The following is a 17,646-nucleotide window of genomic DNA, read 5'->3' on the forward strand; positions in this document are numbered from 1 at the left end:
CTATGTGTGGGATCATCGGCTACATCGGCGAGATACACGCGACTGACGGTGGCGTAACCGGTGAGGCGGCGGACGACGACACGCCCGGAAGCGTCGGCGAGATCGTCCACCGCGGCCTGAAAAACCTGGAGTACCGCGGGTACGACTCCGCGGGCGTCGCGCTCGTGGGCGCGGCCAGCGGGCTCACCGTCGCGAAGCGGTCGGGCGAGGTCGGCGCGCTGTCGGTGCCGGACGTGCCCGACGCGACGCTCGGCGTCGGCCACACGCGCTGGAGCACGCACGGGCCGCCGACCGACGCCAACGCGCACCCGCACACGGACTGCGTCGGGGACGTGGCGGTCGTCCACAACGGGATCGTCGAAAACTACGAGGCGCTCAAACGGGAGCTGTCCGACCACGAGTTCACGAGCGAGACGGACACCGAGGTCATCCCGCACCTGATCGAAGAGGAGCTGACAGGTGTCGACGGCGACGGGGACGCCGACCTGCTGGCCGCGGTCCGGCGCGTCGAGGACCGGCTGGAGGGGAGCTACGCGATCTGCGCGGTCCGCGAGGGCGACGACCGGATCGTCGTCGCGCGCCGCGGGAGCCCGCTCGTGTTGGGCCGCGGCGAGGACGCGGCGTTCGTCGCCAGCGACGTGACCGCCTTCTTGGAGCACACCCGCGACGTGACCTACCTCGAAGACGGTGACGTGGCGGCGCTCTCGCCCGACGGCGTCGAGATTTTTGCTAGCGGGGAGCCGGTCGAACGCGAGACCGAGACCGTGACGTGGGAGGCCGACGCCGCCGAGAAGGGCGGGTACGAACACTACATGCGCAAGGAGATCCACGAACAGCCCGAGTCGCTCCGGCAGACCCTCGCCGGGAGGCTCGACGTGGACGGCGGCGACGTGGATCTGGACGTGTCGTTCCCGCCGGGCTTTCTCGCGGATCTCGAGGAGATCCGGATCGTCGCCTGCGGGACCTCCTACTACGCGGGTCGGTACGCCGCGCAGCTGTTCGAGGAACTCGCGGGAGTGCGCGCGACCGTCGAGATCGCCAGCGAGTACGAGTTCGGCGCGGGCCGCACCCCGGACCGGACGCTGGTCGTCGCCGTGACCCAGAGCGGTGAGACGGCCGACACGCTCGGGGCGGTCCGACGCGCGAACGCCGCGGGCGCGCGGACGTTCGCGGTGACGAACACCCTCGGAAGCACGGTGACGCGGGAGGTCGACGGCACCGCGTTCATCCGGGCCGGCCCGGAGATCGGCGTGGCCGCGACGAAGACGTTCGCCTCGCAGGTTGCGACGCTCGCGATGCTCGCGGTCGCCGTGGGCCGCGACCGGGGGGCCTTGGCGGCCGCCGACGCGCGCTCCGTGTTGGAGGACCTGCAGGGGCTGCCGGGCGCGGTCCAACAGGTGCTCGACGAGGAGAAACAGGTACGGGAGGCCGCTCGGGAGTACCGGGACAGCGAGGCGTTCTTCTTCGTCGGGCGCGCGCTGGGGGTGCCCGTGGCGCTGGAAGGCGCGTTGAAGCTCAAGGAAATTTCGTACGACCACGCCGAGGGGTTCGCCGCGGGGGAGCTGAAGCACGGGCCCCTTGCGCTGGTGACGCCCGACACGCCCGTACTGGCCGTGTTGACAGATGGTGCTCGGGCCGACGAGACGATGAACAACGTCACCGAGGCTCAGACGCGCGGAGCGCCGGCGCTCGGATGTGTGTCCGCCGGTGAGGAATTCGGGACGCTGGACGTGTCGTTCGAGGTGCCCGACGTGGGCGTCGTCGAGCCCTTGGTGGCGAACGTCTACCTGCAGCTGTTCGCGTACCACGTCGCTAACGAGAAGGGGCGGTCGATCGACAAGCCGCGGAATCTGGCGAAGAGCGTGACGGTGGAGTAGCGCTACGTAGCGAGCGCGACGGGTCGGATCTGGGGCTGGATCCAACCCGCCGCTAGTCGGTCGCGAGGCTGTACTCACGGGGAGACAAGGCGGAAGTCAACGACTGCAGTCGTGGGTCACTGACCCTTCGAGAGCGGCGAACGCGTTCGACGGCGTTTTACATCTTTGCCCGAGTCGTGAGACGTGGATCCTGATACCGTCCGAAACACGTGGACAAATCGGGCGGGCGAATACTCGCCAGCGTACTACGCGCATTACGGTCCGAACGAGACGAGTACGGTGATCCGCGAGACCCTCAGTGAACACCTTCACCGTGACGCGACGGTTCTCGAACTCGGGTGCGGGTCCGGCCGGCATCTCGCGCACCTCGCCGACCACGGCTTCGAGAATCTCTCGGGCGTCGACATCAACCCCGAGGCGTTCGACACGATGCGAGAGACCTATCCCGCACTCGCCGCCGACGGGACGTTTCACTGCGGCTCGATAGAGGACGTCGTCGAGGAGTTCGACGACGGACAGTTCGACGCGGTGTACTCGGTCGAAACGCTACAGCACCTCCATCCCGACGTCGAGTGGGTCTTCGCGGAAGTGGCTCGGATCACCGACACCCTCCTCGTCACGGCCGAGATCGAGAGGCCGATACGCGACTCCGCGCCGTCCGACCCGGACGTGAACTACGTCGACAGCGACACTCCCCTGTACTACCGAGACTGGAGCCGCATCTTCACCTCGCTGGGTCTCGTCGAGGTCGATGTCGTTCGTGGCGACAGAGACACCACGCGGACCTTTCGCGTCCCCGAAGGGGCTTTTTAAGAGGGACGTGCTGGACGCGTACGAAAGCGAGGATCGGCCATCTCCGTTTGCGGGATGGCCGATGAGGAGTTGGACGTCATGCATGCGGCGTTCCCGCGCGACGAGTCACGGAATCCGAAGCCGATCGCGTTGACCGTGTCGAACTCGTTCAGCTGTCTGATCCATCTGCCAGCTCTCCCCGTAGTTCGGTCGCCGCACGCTCGAACTGGTCCGCGAGATACTGCGTTCCCGACTCCACCCGCTCCTCGAGGAAGGCGACGGCGTCTGTGGCTCCGTCGGCCTTGCGCCCTGCGGCCGCGGCGCAGTCGACGTATCCGTCGAGCGCTCGCGCGAACGCCTGTGAGAAGTGGTCGTACGCGCCGTCGACGCGCTCCATGTTGTCGTCGAGCGACTCGACGAGCGCCCGATACACCGCGGCCGCCGACGCCTCCCGGCCCTGCTCGCGGTACTCGGTCGCGAGATCGAACCACTCCGAGAAGTCGATCGGCTCGAAGACGACGTAGTACTCGGGGTTCGTCTCCTCGAACCGCCGATCGATAGCGGCGCGCAGCTCGTCGACAGAGCGCGTCGAGGGTTCGCCGAACCGGGCGAAGAACCGCTCGCGGAGGTCAGCGTCGGTCGCCAACGTCTCACGGAGGAACGCTCGTAGATCGCCGGGGTCCGCGGCGTCGAGCGCGGCGTCGAGCCGGTCGCCCTCGTCCGGCGGGACATCGTCGAGACAGCGGAGCAACACGGCGACGACGTGCTTGCACGCTCCCGGTCCGTCGTACGGACACTCGCACCACGGGTCGAACCCGTCGGCGGCGAGGTCGACGCGAACGTCGTACTGGCGACTGCCGCTCACGACGGCGGTTACGGCGGCGTCGACGCGGTGTATCTCACGGATACGGCCCTCGGCGAGATAGTTCTCTCCGCGCTCGAAAACCGCGTCCGTGCAGGTCTCTCGAACTGTGCCCTCGGTCACATCCATGATCGGGAGTCGTGTTCCGTCGCCACTCGGAAAAATTTGCGTTTGGATCGGTAGCAGCCATCAGGATCAGCGTCGTTGCGGATCTTCGGGACGCGGGCAGTGACTCGATGACCGACACGACGTGTACAGCGGTGCGACCGCTTGCGCACAGCACGTTCCGGTCCTGACGACGAACGTCGATCACTTCGAGCGTCTCGAGAACGTGTGGGTGATCTCCGGATCGAGATCGGGTGGTACTCGTAGTACCGACGGCCACCTTTGTCGTGATGTAAGCCTGCTTGCCAGCGACTCTGCGGCTCTCGGACACCCCTCGTTTCGTCTGTTCTCGTTTCTGGAGTCCGTAGGCTCCTTTTCGTCAGATACACCCCTCGTTTCGTCTGTTCTTCTTCAGCTAGAGGCGGCTACCGTTTCTCGGCCTTCGACACCCCTCGTTTCGTCTGTTCCTCCGTTTAAACGCTGGCTACGGTTGGTTCTCGATCGACTCACGCGTCTCTAAGATTATTTCGGGGTCCAACGCGAGCTCGTACCGATAGTGGACACCGCCCGCACGCCCCTCATTCTGTTCAGTGCGGTCGAGAAATCCGAGCATCGTGAGATCCGCGAGATGGTTCTGGATGCTCTTTAGCGTGGTCAGTGGATCGTGACCCCAGTTTCGTGCGACGCGTTCGTACACCGCCTGGATCTCTTTTGACCGTGCGGGAATGTCCCCGTCGACCTCGATTCGTGCGAGCGACTCTAAGATGAGTTGTCCGTGCATGGTCTGGTCGCGCAACTTGTCTTGGACACGACCTCGCTGGACACGCGTCGCAGCCACTTCGATATGGTCGTCGGTGATCGCCGTCGCTCCCTGTTCTTCGGCGACATCGCCGCCCTCGCGGAGGAGGTCGATCGCCTGTCGTGCGCTCCCGGTGTCTTTCGCGGCCTTTGCCGCTGCGAGTCTAATCGCGGAGTCCTCACATGCACCGTCAAGGAGGGCCTTCTCGGCTCTGGCAGTGAGGATCGACTGGAGTTCGTCTGCGTCGTACGGCGAAAAGGCGAGTTCCTTCTCCATCAGCGTGTCCTTGACTTTCGGGCTCAGCGACGAGCGAAACGTGTAGTTGTTACTGATCCCGATCACGCCGACGCGTGCTGCATCGAGATGGCCGTTCGCTCGCGCACGAGGGAGTTCGTACAGTAGTGAATCTGGGTCAGAAAGGTGATCGATCTCGTCGAGAATGAACAGAAATGTGCCGCCACGTGTCTCCATTTCATCGTACAGCGTTTCGAGAGCGTGTGACGTTGAAAGGCCGGTTTCCGGAAACGTCTCTCCGTCATCTCCGCGGATACTATTTATAAGCGATCGAACCGTTCTGTACACGCTGTCGTCGTTACAGTTTCGGAAGTGAACGTGGAGTTCCTCGGCTTCATCCCGCCGCTTCACTTCAGTCTGGAGGGCACTCATCATGTACTCCGTGACGGCCGTCTTTCCGACACCGGTTTTTCCATAAATGAACACGTTTGCGGGATTTCGGCCGAAAAGCACGTCTTTGAGTGCCGATCGATATGCGTCAATTTCGTCGTCTCGTTCGACAATAACGTCCGGCCGATACTCCTCCGAGAGAATGGATTTGTCCTCAAAGAGGGTCTCAGTCATCTCGGTAAAGAGATCTTCAGACATCGTTGGTATTCCGTGTAACACTACTTGCTGACTTAAAATTGGCGTTCGTCTGTTTACTTTGTTTCGTTTGTTTCTTCGTTATAGCCGGCGGGTGGATCAGCACCCGAACTCCGTGACACAGAACAGACGAAATGAGGGGTGTGATCGATACTACTCGTGGAGTGCCTATCGTTCGCTACTCGTAGAGTGCCCATCGTTCTACCAGAAGAACAGACGAAACGAGGGGTGTCTGCCCAACAGACTCCCATCCTCGCTACTAGCGTGAACAGACGAAACGAGGGGTGTGTATCGCTGCGGCGGCCGACCGATCAGGCGTCGACCGCGGCTTCGTCTACTTCCGCTTCCGCGTCGTCGTCCTCCTCGGGCAGCTCGTCGAGGCGCTCTTCGGCGCGGTCGCGGTCTTCGGGATAGCCCACGTCGATGCGCCAGCCGTCGAGCCGGATCGCGTCGATGGTGCGGCCAGACTGGATGAGCAGATCGATCGCGTCGGGGAGTTCGTACTCGCCGCGGTCAGAGGGTTGGACGAGGTGACACGCGTGGAAGATCGCGGCGTGAACGTGTCGAAGCCGGTCATCACGAGGTTGCTCGGTGGGTCGGCGAAAAGCTCGATGAGCTCGGTAGTGATTCCGGACGCCGCCGACGCTCGTATCGTGGCTAGTCTCCAGAGGGCTCTTCGTCGCGTCCGTCCGAGAGGTGTTCCCAGATTTCTGTACAGCCCGCTCCGTCGGGAATGTCCGCGAGGTGAGCGTCGTCTTCGTCGGAGGACGTTTGGTTACTCATCTTCTGAGTAACTCTCTAGAGCGATACAATATAACTGTTCCGACGCACCAGTACGTACTTACGGAGGCGGCGACGACGGGCGGGCATGTCCGATTCCGGCGACGGTTTCCTTTCGTTGCTCGATCTCACGGAGTACGAGGCCGCGGCACTGGAGGAACTACTGCTTTTGGGCCGGACGACGGCACCCGATCTCGCCGAGGCGACCGGCATCCCGAAAGCCAGGATCTACGGCGTGCTCGATTCGTTGTCAGAGGCGGGGTACGTGAAAGTCATTCCGGGCCGACCGAAACGATATCAGCCGCACGACCCGTCAGAGATCGCTGAGCGGGCCGTCGCGAATAGACGGCACGCGTACGAGCGGTTCCGCGAGGACGTCGAGGCGGTCGAAGAGTCGTTCGTGGACGCGTACGCGCCGGTTCGAGACAGGGGTGTCGACGACCTCAGCCCGACCGAAGACCTGTTCCACGTCGTCGACGTCGGCGAACCGAGCGAGCGCGAGACGCGCCGTCTTTTTGATGAGGCCGAGAAGTCCGTACACGTCCTCACGAAGAGCTTCGGGTATATCGACGCCGTGAAGCCGGCCATGCGCGACGCTATCGAGCGCGGCGTCGACATCGACGCACTGCTGCTCGCGCCCGAACACCTCTCGGCGGAGAACGAGCGGCGACAAGGTGAGATCCGGAATCTTCTTGCAGCGGAGTTCCCCTCCGTATCCGTCCGTATCAGCGATCGAGTGCTTCCGTGGCGCGGAACATTCGTCGATCCGAGTCTCGAGTACGACGGCGGCCAAGGCCTACTGATGGTCGAACAGGAGGAAATTCCGAACCACCACCGCCAGGCAGCGGTCACCGAGAACCCCTCGTTCGTGGCCGGGCTCTGGCAGTACTTCGATCTCCTCTGGCGACACGAGAGCCGTTCCGAAACGCAATAAACAAGCGCGCTCCGGCTCATGAGATATCCCGCGCGCTAATCAGAAAGCCTTTAGTCTAAGTTACTCGATGTCCGAGTAACGATGACTGTCCTACTTACCGGTGCAGACGGGTACCTCGGGTGGCCGACCGCGCTTCGACTGGCGGACCGCCTCGACGAACGGATCGTCTGTGTCGACAACTTCGCGCGGCGCGATTGGGTCGCCGAATCCGGCAGCGTGTCGGCGACGCGAATCGACGATCCGGAGGGACGGTTCGACGCGATCGAGAACCTCAGCCTCGTCGAGGGCGACCTCGCCGACCGCGACTTCGTGCTCCAGCTGTTGGAGACGCACGAGCCGGACACCGTGCTGCACGCGGCCGCACAGCCGAGCGCGCCCTACTCGTCGATCAACGGCGAGCGCGCGCTGTACACTCAGCGGAACAACGTCTCGATGAATCTCAACCTACTCCACGGGCTCCACGAAGCGGGCCTCCACGACACGCACTTCATCGAGACGACGACGACGGGGATCTACGGCGCGCCGCACTTCCCGATCCCGGAAGGCGGGCTGGAGGTCGAACGGAAGGGCGGTAACGACGAGGTCCCGTTCCCGGCGATGGGCGGGAGCTGGTACCACCAGACGAAGTCGTTCGACGCGGCGAACATGCGGCTCGCGGAGTCGCAGTTCGAGTTCCCGATGAGCGAGGTTCGGACCGCGATCGTCTACGGGACCGAGACCGATGAGACCCAAGCTCACGACAGCCCGACGCGGTTCGACTTCGACTACTACTTCGGCACGGTCGTCAATCGCTTCTGTGCGCAGGCCGTGGCGGGCTACCCGATCACCGTCTACGGCAAGGGCGAACAGCGCAAGCCGATGGTGAGTTTAGAAGACACCGTCGAGAGCCTCGTGCGGCTCGTCGAAGAGGGCCACTCCGGCGACGACGGGATCGACATTTATAATCAGGTCACCCGACCGGTCGCCATCGTCGAGCTGGCAGAGACGATCGCCGAGGTCGGCGACGAGTTCGACCTCGACGCCGAGGTGAAACACTACGAGAACCCGCGCAACGAGGACGAGGAACACAAAATGGAAATGGAGAACGATCGGTTCCTCGATCTGGTCGGCGGCCAGCGACAGGAGCTGGAAGCCGGGATCCGCGACGTGCTCGGGACGCTCGTCGAGGAGCAGGATCGGATCGCGGCCCACGAGGACCGATTCCTACCCGGCGTGCTGACCGATGAGTGAGCGGTCGGAAGGCGAGACGAGCGTCCTCGTCACCGGCGGCTGCGGCTACATCGGGAGCGCGCTGATTCCGCAACTGCTGGCCGACGAACGCGTCGGCGACGTAGTCGTTCTCGACTCCCTGTCGTCGGGGTCGCCAGCGAACCTCGCGGGAAGCATCCGCGACGATCTCCGGTTCCGCCGCGGCGACGTGCGAGAGTACGGCGTCGTCGAGAACGCCACCCGCGGCGTCGACGCCGTGATCCACCTCGCGGCGATCACCGGAGCGGCGTCGACGCACGACCGGAAGGCCGAGACGTTCGCGGTGAACCGCGACGGGACCGAGAACGTGCTCACGGCCGCGGGGAAGTTCGACGTCGAGAACGTCGTCGTCGCCTCGTCGTGTAACAACTACGGGCGCGCCGCGAGTACGGACATCGACGAGGCGACGACGCAGAACCCGCTGAACCCCTACGCCGAGTCGAAGGTCGCCTCTGAGGAACTGCTGGCGGAGGCCGTCGAGAAATACGATCTCGACGGGACTGCGCTGCGGATGAGCACGAACTACGGCTGGTCGCCCGGGGTCCGGTTCAACCTCGTGGTGAACCACTTCGTGTTCCGCGGGCTCACCGATCGGCCCCTGACGGTCTACGGCGACGGGTCGAACTGGCGACCGTTCATCCACGTGCGCGACGCCGCACGGGCGTACGCGGCGGCGGCGCTGGAGCCCGACTCGTGGCCCGAGCGCGTGTACAACGTCGGGTCGAACGACGGGAACTACCGGATCAGCGAGATCGCGGAGATCGTCCGCGAGGAGCTGGACCGCGAGCTGGACGTGACCTACCTCGAGGACGAACAGCCCGGCCCCTCCTACCACGTGAATTTCGATCGGCTGGCCGCAACCGGCTTCGAGACGGAGTGGACGCTCCGAGAGGGGATCCGAGACATCGCCGACGAGCTTCGCGGAGACGCGCGCGAAGAGGTGACCGCATGACGGACCACAAACCCGATAGCGAGACCGACACCGAGGCGACGACGGAACCTCACGACGAGGAGTCGACCCCGACGATCGCGGTCACCGGCGCGGCCGGATACATCGGCAGTCGGGTCGTCGTCGAGCTGCGCGAGGCGCATCCCGACTGGGAGCTGATCGCGCTCGACAACGGGTACCGCGCGCAGGTCGACGCGATCGGCGACGTCGAGATCGAGCACGTCGACATCCGGAATCGCAACCGGCTGGAGGACGCGCTCGACGGCGCCGACGTGGTCTGTCACCTCGCAGCGATAAGCGGGGTCGACGACTGCGAGGAGAACGCCGACCTCGCCTACGAGGTGAACGTCACGGGGACGAACAACGTGGCGTGGTTCTGTCGGAAGACGGGCGCCGCGTTAGCCTTCCCGTTCAGCATGGCGGTGTTGGGAGACCCGCAGTCGTTCCCCATCACGGCCGATCAGGCGCGCGACCCGTTGAACTGGTACGGGCGGACGAAGTTGTTGGGTGAGCGCGCGGTCGAGACGTTCGCGGACGGCGCGTTCCCGGCACACTGCTTCCTGAAGTCGAACCTCTACGGCGAGCACGTCGTCGACGGGACGGAGGTGAGCAAGCCGACCGTGATCAACTTCTTCGTCGATCGAGCGCTGTCGGGGGAGACGCTGACCGTCTACGAACCCGGGACGCAGGCGCGCAACTTCGTCCACGTGAAGGACGTGGCGCGGGTGTACGTCCGAAGCGCGGAGCGGCTGTTGGAGCAGTTAGACCGGGGAGAGACTGGGACCGGGACGTACGAAATTGCTAGTGACGAAGATATGAGCGTGATGGAAGTCGCGGAGATCGTTCGGGAGGCGGCGCTAGAGGAGCGCGGGATCGACGTGGACGTGGAGTTAGTCGAGAATCCGCGGAGTGGAGAGACGATGGTTGAGGAGTTCGGGGTGGATATTTCCGCGGTGTCAGACGGGTTAAACTGGGCTCCACAGGAGAGCATAAATGAGTCAGTTCAGCAATTACTGACCCTCGACACCTAGCCACTCATTACTGAAACAGAATCCGAAAGTGATCGTCCAGCCAAATGATGTCGGATTCCGAACTTCATCGCCGGCTCAAGTCTCGCCTCTCGCACCAGGAAATCTAACTCGATCCAACCACTATCGCCGCTAAGACGGTCGAAACGGAGCATAAAACACTCGATCTTTTAACCGACTCATCCTTCGACCCTATCTCAAAACCGCCTCCATTTAGCGCGAGGAGTCAATAGCCTGTTCAACATTGGCGACGAGTGATTCTACTTGCTGCTGGCTCAATCCGTGGATTCGAGCCGCTTCGAGAATATCCTCGCCAATCGCGTTCGGACAGCCAGAACAGAACAGACCATACTCATCGAGAATGTCCTGAACGTCCTGGCGTTCGATGAGATCGGCCACCGATTCACCGGATAGGCCGGTCTCGATATCGTATCCTTCGGTAACGTTGTACACGTCGGCGCGGGCTTCCCACGGAGCATGAAGGAGTCTCCAGAACGCCAGGTTGTATTCGTCAGGTGACCGGCTAAACGTCGCCCAGTAGCCGATGCGGATTTCATCCCACGAGAGATCGTTTCGGATGACGTATTGGACTAGTCGACCAGGACACTCCATGATGACATGGGTCTGTGAATCGACCTCTGAATGCGATACCAAAGAGTCGGTCGGCTTGTACGATATTTGACCGTCGGAAAATGAGATTAATGCTGTGAGCTGCCTTCCGTCGCCACTAAGCCCTATTGACAACGCATGGTTGCCGATCTTTGAAGCGAGTGTCGAGCCTTGGAGTGACTCAAAATACGCTGCGAGTTCCTCATGTGTTATTACGAATTCCTCGTCGATGAATCGACTACGAGACTCGTAGGCCGCCTCGACGATACGCTCAGTCGTCTTGGTGGTGAAGAACGACTCCCGTTCCGGACGTCGAGAGATTTCCTCTGTGCGCCCTGTCCATTTCTCCCCAGGAATCAGGTCCAGTACGTTGACGGAGTAGTCTCCAAGTCGTGTTATGACATCGCGTGGCCGATTTCGCTGGATTTGTGCTCGATAATCTGCGTGTGACGGCGGCACCAGTTCGAAGAATTTTGCGAATGGGAGAAAGTAGTTCGGATCGAACATTTCGACGAGTTGTTCGCACTTGTCAAGTTGACCCTCGTTTCGGTTGTGGATCATCTGTTCTGTCTCTGCCTCGGAGAGGTGATCCCACATGATGGGATAATCAGATGCACCGAACGAAAACCCGGAGGCAATGAGGTCAACCGAGTTGACCTCGTTATACACGTTCCAGTTTACGCCTGCGTCGTTGACGTTCAATATGCGGAATCCACCACAGTTGAGCAGTAGGATACTGTCGTTCCATGTGCTCTCGGATTCGAAACAGACTGCCTCGAGGTTATCGGCGAGTTCGTACGCGGAGCCAGTTGGCAGGCTGTGAACGTTCGTCAATCCAACGTCCTCTAGTCGGGAGGCCAGGCGTTGATAATTCAATTCAGGTACATAGACGGGTATGTCGGCGTCGAATTTTTCAAGCGTAGGTGGATGGAGGTGGTCAGAGTGTTCATGTGTTATCCAGAGTGCGTCGATGTCATTCGCCAGCGTCTCAACGTCATGGGTTGGCGGCGGGTACTGCGTCCATCCGCCAAGGAAGGCGTGGCCGTCGATCCAGGGATCCATAAGCAGCGAGAAGTCGCCGTATTCGACGAGTAGCGCTGCGTGGGAGACAAGTGTGATGTTCGGCAGTTCGTCCGTTATGTCAACCGAAAACCCACCGAATGACGGGGTTCTGTCTGGGAGGTCCGCGTAAAGATTGCCATCTGATTCGTAGACGGGATAGGATGTAACAGACTCCCCGGGAATATTCAAGCTATCACCTGTCTCGGGATCGAATTTCCACCCGTGCTGATGGCAGGTGAGACACTCCTCACTCCCAGGCTCAATCGTTCCGCCCTGATGTGGACACACCGCATCAAGCAGTTGAGGGTCACCATTGGGAGTTTTGGTGAGAATGTATGGGTCTCCATCGAACTCAACAGGAGAAGGAGTAGATTCGAGCCGAGACGCCGGACCAATGCGAAAGCGCATAAACTTCATGATCATGTATTTACACATATATGTTATGTTTCTCTGTATCATGTCTATTTGATTGATCCTCGCAGATACAGTCGAAAGCTGAATGAATCTCGATACAAACAGACGCCAACCTGTTCTATATTCAAGAGAATTAGCTTTAATGGTTTCTCAGTGGGCAATAAGAGACGATCAATCACCTGTATCTGCTCTATCTGAATGGCGGCGTTATTGAGACTGTGAGTGAGTTGACTACTATCTGTGCTGCTCTGTTGAATCCGATGACCGCGCGGGGACCACGATCTCTGAATGCGCGTTTATCTCGCTCTTTATTGTCAATGAATTGTAACGAAATACCCAGTGATCTGTATCCTCTCGCTCTCTGCCAAGATTCCATCTCTGAATTCTCTCGGCAGCGGTCCTGAACCGAGTAGAGAGTAACCCGATTCCGACGCGTTCTGCGGATTCAACAGAACAATTACGTGAATAATAGATGCGGATCAAGTTACGCGTAGCCGAGGTCGCGGAGGTGTTGCTCAACGTTTTTTGAAACGTCTTCGGAGACATCGGTTGACTTCACGTCAACGAGCGACTTTTTAAGTGAAGCGAGCACCGATTCACCATCTTCATCCGGCGCACCCGCAATCCGGAACCCATCGGAATCTGGCGTCTGAAATTGATATCCGTTTCGGGTGACGACACCAGAAAGGCATTGGTCAAGCGAATCGATCAGGTTTGTTGGAACTCCCTCACGCTCCATTCGTTCCCTTGACCGAGAGACAAGGCCGTGATATTGCGTTAGCCTTGGATCATTAAGAGTGTCGTCAAAGAGGGAAACACCGCGCGTTCCCGATGGCCTATCGACACTCGCAAAATCGAGAACGGTCTGGAACACATCGATGAGCGACACTGGGTTCTCGGTCTCTTTTACCCGGGTAGCGGCGTCACCAGACACAACGATCGGAACATGGCAGAGCTCCGTCTGAAGGCCTACAAGGTGCTGGTACACGCCCTGTTCGCCGAATGCCTCACCGTGGTCGCTGAGAGTAACTATCATATCCATCGTCTCGGTAAGCTCGTCGAAGATTTGCTCGTAGATGTGAGAGAGATAGCGCACCTCGTCTTCGTAGGCTTGCCTGACATCATCGAGTGGTCGATCGTAGCCATCAAGCGCTGTTCTGACGCCATCCGTATCGACTGGGTCGGTCGTTGCCCACCCCCCGGGCGCTTCGTAAGGGCCATGCGCCTCCATGAGATTGAGAAACACGAACTCTCCTGACGTGTCGAAGGAAGAGGAACGAATCCATTCTATTGCTTCGCCGCCGCCCATGTCTCCATAACGGCCAATTCCGGCATCCTCCAGCTTGAGATTGAGTCCAGCCTTGAGCGACGGAAGTGTCTTGCAGTCACGCGCGAAGCACGCAGAAATCGCCTTCAGGTATCGCAACGGCCCGTCACCGTCGACGGTCTCAATGAATTGCTTCCAGTCAAGGATGTCTGTTTCAAAGCCCGGGATGTGGGAGGGGCCACTGAGTTCGTCGAACCCCCGGTTCCAATTAAACGCAGGCGTGATGTTCGTGTTGCAAGAAAAACCTCGGACGTGATAGCCTGATTCCGAGAGTAGCTCCGGGAGCGTCGGCGTGTCACAATCGAACATTCGACTCGCGAACGTCATGTTCACCTCACTGGAGTAGTAGCCAGTAAAAAGTGAGGCGTGTGCGGGGATAGTACCATGCGATGTCGACCATGCATTTCCGTACCTTTGTCCGTTGAGCCAGTCGAAATTATCGTCGAACGAGTCCTTTCGAAGCGTGTCGAGAACCACAACTGCAATATTAGGCTTGTCACAACTCATAGTACCATACACTAGATGGATAAACGACGTGCTTAGTTGTGTAGATTTCGCTCCTTTCCAGCGGTGCTCCTCCAGGGACACCGATCGTAGTGAGTGGAGTTATATGTCGACAGTTTCCAGCTAATCATGCAACACCTACTACGAGCCATCTCAACAATGAGAATCGGACAGACCTCTATCATCGTTTTCGTATCGAAATTGCTGAGTTCAGCACTCGGGTTCATCGCGACATTATATTTCGCCCGTGAGCTTGGTGCAGAGATTCTCGGATACTTCGCAACTACAATTGCTCTTGTTTCCTGGCTAAAACTCACTGGCGATCTCGGAGTCTCTAACGCGGTCAGAAAGCGGATCAGCGAGGGCGACGACATCTCGGAATACGCCACCGCGGGAACGATTACAATAATCACATTTGCTGTGGTGATTTCCGTAGCGGTGCTTCTCCTCAATGGACTCATAGAGTCGTACGTTGGCCGTCCAGTTGCGGTCTTCGTCGTTCTTCTCTTATGTGCTCAGCTGCTAAAGTCAATGATCGTTTCTCTACTGGAAGGTGATCAGATGGTTCATATCTCCGGTATTCTTGAGCCACTTCAAACCGGATCGCGGGCTGCTATTCAGATTGGGCTAGTAATTGTCGGCCTCGGACTATCAGGCATGTTTATCGGCCAAGCAGCCGGTTGGATACTGGCCAGTGTCGTAGGGATTTTGTATGTTTCTACATCACCCACTCTGCCAAGCCGCTACCATTTCAAACGCCTCTATGACTACGCAAAATACTCTTGGCTTGGGGCACTAGAATCTCGATCCTTCCGTAACATGGATATATTGCTCTTGGGAGTATTCACCTCACCGGCACTAGTTGGAGTTTATTCAGTCTCTTGGAGTCTAGCAACATTTCTTACAATCTTCGGTGGTGCTGTTCGATCAGCCCTATTCCCCGAGATTAGCCGATCAGATGCTAAAGGAGATAGGCAGCAAGTTGCAGCATACCTTACTGACGGGCTCTCGTTTGGTGGACTACTCATCATCCCGGGTTTCGTCGGTGCCATAGTTCTCGGTGACAGAATCCTACAAATTTACGGGCAAGAATTTACGCAGGGTGTCTCAGTCTTCGGATTCTTAGTTCTTGCCTGTCTCCTCCACGGCTATCAACGCCAACTGCTTAATGGTCTGAGTGCCATCGATCGCCCCGATCTTTCGTTCCGAGTCAATCTCGTATTTATTGTCGCTAATACAATAGGTAATACCATCCTCATCGTCTGGATTGGGTGGGTCGGAGCAGCAATTGCCAGTGTCATATCAACTGCACTCGGGGTGGTATTTGGATATCGAACGCTCCAAAGTCAACTCAGCTTCATCACTCCCTGGAAAGCAATCGGAGAACAAATTTTCGCAGCTGGAGTTATGGGAATTTGTGTGTATTTGCTCCGACTCCTAATCGAGTCCTCGACTATCGGCGTACAAAATATTGCGGTAGTTCTGTTCATTATATCAGTTGGTGCCGGGATCTACTTTCTCACTCTGTTCATAATATCGATGAATTTCCGACGGGTTATACAGTCGAATCTCCCGTCTCAGCTATCGTAAATTTCCCCGTGGTAGACGACTCTTCGTCATTCGTCCCGATATCCCAACACAGCGAGCTTTTCCTTCATCTTTTCTGTCGCCTCATGGTACGCTTCAGTACTACCATCGTCTGTGACATCCCGCCGGGAACCATTCTTAATCACTCCCCATGGCATTTTGGTCAGTGATTCTGTCCGAAGTCCTCGCGGATGCCCATATAATTTGATAGGAATTGGCCAAATCCGATCTCCAAGCATATTCCCGTGGTCGGATGTAATCACTGTCCAGCCGGAGAGGTCATTCGCTAGTGCTCTAGCTGCTTCAAATCCCCACTCAAGATTGTTCTGGTAGCCGTTCCACGCCTTGTCTCGGGTCACTTCTCCTGCCTCAAGAGCTTCCCATACGGTGTCTGGACTAGAGTCGTTGTCATGAATTGTGGTTCCTTCCTTGAGCACGTTTTCAGGGTTCCAATCTTGGAACACAAGTTCGGGTGTTCGTGGGAACGGAATATGTGGCTGAATGAAATGGATGATCAGACGTTTATCTGGATATTCGTCATGAATCTCCCGCGCTGCGTCTGCGACTTCGGCTGGTGGGACAGTTTGTTGTTCTTTATCGAAGCGATCGCGCCAAAGTTCTTCGAGGTGGTGGAACTGATTTGGAACAACTTTCGAGGTAACCGGGTTCGCGGTGATATAAACCGTATCACCGAACTCCTCGGTCGCGTTAAGTTTGGCGTGAATTGTGGTAGACTGCGAGGGCTTCGAGCCAATTTTGAGCTGTCTCGAACGCGACATTGCTGAAACTATTCGCAAACGATGATGTTCGTCGTTCTATTTCCCAAAAGACACGTTCGATAGCATTCCGATTTCCATGTCGAATGACTTGAAATCGATAGCCGTCTTCAGCGAGGACTGAGCCGAGATAGTCTGCGTCATCGACGAGAAATTCGACGTTGTTGAGCTGATAGCGCCGGTGTAGCTCGGTGAGAAACCATCGCGTCGTCTGTTTGTTTGCGGTCGGATAGAGACTTACGTGAAGGATCTCGTTCGTCTGTGGATCAACCGCGCCGTACAGCCAGAACTTCTGGCCGTGGAGGCGGATCATCTTTTCATCAACCGCGAGTTGATCCTCGGAGACGGTCGAGATCGGCTGTAGATCGGCTTTATGAACCCAGTGATGGATAGCGACGTGACTGCGATCGATCCCAAACCTTTCGAGATGCTTACTTACCTCGCGTAGTGACATACCGGCCAAATGACAGCGGATCCCTACTTCAATCACCCAGCGCGGCGTTCGATCTCGCTCCACAAACGACAAGTCGATCCAGGCGATACGTTCGCTGAGGCGGTCGAATTCTGTCATAGACACTCAGAACTCGTCCGCCTCATCCTCTAACTTAACGCGACCAACTCCTCATCGATGAAATTGTTGTAGGTCCATTCGTCGGTCTTACTGCCTCGGCTCCAAACATGCCGATATTCGTCAAATTGGCCGGTATCAATTGTCTCTTCGAAGAGATCGAGACGACATGCGTCAAGAATGATGAGATTATCCCACTCCTCATCCATGACACGATTCCGATCAGAGTCTGAGGTAAGTTTCTGATGTACAGGTGCAATGATCCGCGCGGTAATACGATTTCTCCACCACATACTCCGATGATAATTCTCTGCAATCTCAGAAGCAGCGTAGGATATTTTATCTAGCATCGTCTACTGAAATGTTCTCTCTACCACTCTTATTAGTTCTGCGGGTTCAAATCACGTGTTTCTGTGTTAATGGTATTTGAATAAAGATGTGGGATGAGGAAGAGCAATCATCAACTGGTTTATATCAGAAATCGTCGGACTCAACAGTAGTAGCGACCGCTTTGAGTTAGGTTTGTAGAGCGAGAGTCGGTACCCG

15 protein-coding genes and 2 pseudogenes are annotated in these 17,646 nt (G+C 58.4%); 7 read left to right on the top strand and 10 right to left on the bottom strand.

Annotated features, from left to right (window positions below):
• The first annotated feature begins 2 nt into the window (after positions 1-2).
• Together glmS and FGL94_RS02830 are read left to right on the top strand one after the other, a co-directional pair.
• Positions 3-1,877, top strand: a complete 1,875-nt coding sequence (glmS, locus tag FGL94_RS02825; protein WP_144920734.1) for a glutamine--fructose-6-phosphate transaminase (isomerizing) — start codon at positions 3-5, stop codon at positions 1,875-1,877.
• 183 nt (positions 1,878-2,060) lie between these two features.
• Positions 2,061-2,690 (top strand): class I SAM-dependent methyltransferase, encoded by a 630-nt coding sequence (locus FGL94_RS02830; protein WP_144920736.1) that lies wholly within the window; start codon positions 2,061-2,063, stop codon positions 2,688-2,690.
• A gap of 148 nt (positions 2,691-2,838) precedes the next feature.
• On the opposite strand, the gene FGL94_RS02835 is transcribed toward FGL94_RS02830, so the two are convergent.
• The 4 genes and pseudogenes from FGL94_RS02835 to FGL94_RS18765 all read right to left on the bottom strand — a co-directional run bounded on the left by FGL94_RS02835 (position 2,839) and on the right by FGL94_RS18765 (position 6,097).
• Positions 2,839-3,660 carry an SWIM zinc finger family protein gene (locus FGL94_RS02835; protein ID WP_144920738.1) on the bottom strand — a complete coding sequence of 274 codons (822 nt, stop codon included), beginning with the start codon at positions 3,658-3,660 and terminating at the stop codon, positions 2,839-2,841.
• A 460-nt stretch (positions 3,661-4,120) separates the two neighbouring features.
• Positions 4,121-5,317 carry an orc1/cdc6 family replication initiation protein gene (locus FGL94_RS02840; RefSeq protein ID WP_144920740.1) on the bottom strand — a complete coding sequence of 399 codons (1,197 nt, stop codon included), beginning with the start codon at positions 5,315-5,317 and terminating at the stop codon, positions 4,121-4,123.
• A 308-nt stretch (positions 5,318-5,625) separates the two neighbouring features.
• Positions 5,626-5,918, bottom strand: a pseudogene (locus FGL94_RS02845) (UTP--glucose-1-phosphate uridylyltransferase); the annotation flags it as partial.
• A 53-nt stretch (positions 5,919-5,971) separates the two neighbouring features.
• Positions 5,972-6,097 (bottom strand): hypothetical protein, encoded by a 126-nt coding sequence (locus FGL94_RS18765; protein ID WP_277752602.1) that lies wholly within the window; start codon positions 6,095-6,097, stop codon positions 5,972-5,974.
• Positions 6,098-6,182: 85 nt separating this feature from the next.
• On the opposite strand from FGL94_RS18765, the gene FGL94_RS02850 reads away from it, so the two are divergent.
• The 4 genes from FGL94_RS02850 to FGL94_RS02865 all read left to right on the top strand — a co-directional run bounded on the left by FGL94_RS02850 (position 6,183) and on the right by FGL94_RS02865 (position 10,256).
• A complete protein-coding gene (locus tag FGL94_RS02850) occupies positions 6,183-7,028 on the top strand; it encodes a TrmB family transcriptional regulator (RefSeq protein WP_144920742.1) in 846 nt (281 codons plus the stop codon).
• A gap of 81 nt (positions 7,029-7,109) precedes the next feature.
• A complete protein-coding gene (locus tag FGL94_RS02855) occupies positions 7,110-8,258 on the top strand; it encodes an NAD-dependent epimerase/dehydratase family protein (protein ID WP_144920744.1) in 1,149 nt (382 codons plus the stop codon).
• Positions 8,251-9,228, top strand: a complete 978-nt coding sequence (locus FGL94_RS02860; protein WP_144920746.1) for an NAD-dependent epimerase/dehydratase family protein — start codon at positions 8,251-8,253, stop codon at positions 9,226-9,228. The genes FGL94_RS02855 and FGL94_RS02860 overlap by 8 nt, the downstream gene beginning before the upstream one ends.
• The gene (locus FGL94_RS02865) at positions 9,225-10,256 is read left to right on the top strand and encodes an NAD-dependent epimerase/dehydratase family protein (protein WP_144920747.1); all 1,032 of its coding nucleotides are present in this window, start codon (positions 9,225-9,227) and stop codon (positions 10,254-10,256) included. Before FGL94_RS02860 ends, FGL94_RS02865 begins: the two co-directional genes overlap by 4 nt.
• Before the next feature lie 5 nt (positions 10,257-10,261).
• Here FGL94_RS02865 and FGL94_RS02870 read toward each other — a convergent pair.
• From FGL94_RS02870 to FGL94_RS02880, 3 genes and pseudogenes are all read right to left on the bottom strand, one after another.
• Positions 10,262-10,408 (bottom strand): annotated as a pseudogene (locus tag FGL94_RS02870) (IS6 family transposase); the annotation flags it as partial.
• Positions 10,409-10,466: 58 nt separating this feature from the next.
• Complete coding sequence (locus tag FGL94_RS02875) at positions 10,467-12,332, bottom strand: Rieske 2Fe-2S domain-containing protein (RefSeq protein ID WP_186313320.1); 1,866 nt, start codon at positions 12,330-12,332, stop codon at positions 10,467-10,469.
• A 490-nt stretch (positions 12,333-12,822) separates the two neighbouring features.
• Positions 12,823-14,172 carry a sulfatase-like hydrolase/transferase gene (locus FGL94_RS02880; RefSeq protein ID WP_144920751.1) on the bottom strand — a complete coding sequence of 450 codons (1,350 nt, stop codon included), beginning with the start codon at positions 14,170-14,172 and terminating at the stop codon, positions 12,823-12,825.
• A 156-nt stretch (positions 14,173-14,328) separates the two neighbouring features.
• On the opposite strand from FGL94_RS02880, the gene FGL94_RS02885 reads away from it, so the two are divergent.
• Positions 14,329-15,759 (top strand): oligosaccharide flippase family protein, encoded by a 1,431-nt coding sequence (locus FGL94_RS02885; RefSeq protein WP_144921420.1) that lies wholly within the window; start codon positions 14,329-14,331, stop codon positions 15,757-15,759.
• 26 nt (positions 15,760-15,785) lie between these two features.
• Here FGL94_RS02885 and FGL94_RS02890 read toward each other — a convergent pair whose 3' ends face one another.
• Genes FGL94_RS02890 through FGL94_RS18140 form a run of 3 tightly spaced genes read right to left on the bottom strand, consistent with a single transcriptional unit; the run spans position 15,786 to position 17,309 of the window.
• Complete coding sequence (locus FGL94_RS02890) at positions 15,786-16,535, bottom strand: hypothetical protein (RefSeq protein ID WP_144920753.1); 750 nt, start codon at positions 16,533-16,535, stop codon at positions 15,786-15,788.
• Positions 16,465-17,103 (bottom strand): IS6 family transposase, encoded by a 639-nt coding sequence (locus FGL94_RS02895; RefSeq protein WP_144920755.1) that lies wholly within the window; start codon positions 17,101-17,103, stop codon positions 16,465-16,467. Before FGL94_RS02895 ends, FGL94_RS02890 begins: the two co-directional genes overlap by 71 nt.
• A gap of 29 nt (positions 17,104-17,132) precedes the next feature.
• Positions 17,133-17,309 carry a hypothetical protein gene (locus FGL94_RS18140; RefSeq protein ID WP_186313321.1) on the bottom strand — a complete coding sequence of 59 codons (177 nt, stop codon included), beginning with the start codon at positions 17,307-17,309 and terminating at the stop codon, positions 17,133-17,135.
• Positions 17,310-17,646: the final 337 nt, after the last annotated feature.

This window comes from Halorubrum salsamenti (assembly GCF_007671685.1).
Classification (GTDB): Archaea; Halobacteriota; Halobacteria; order Halobacteriales; family Haloferacaceae; genus Halorubrum; species Halorubrum salsamenti.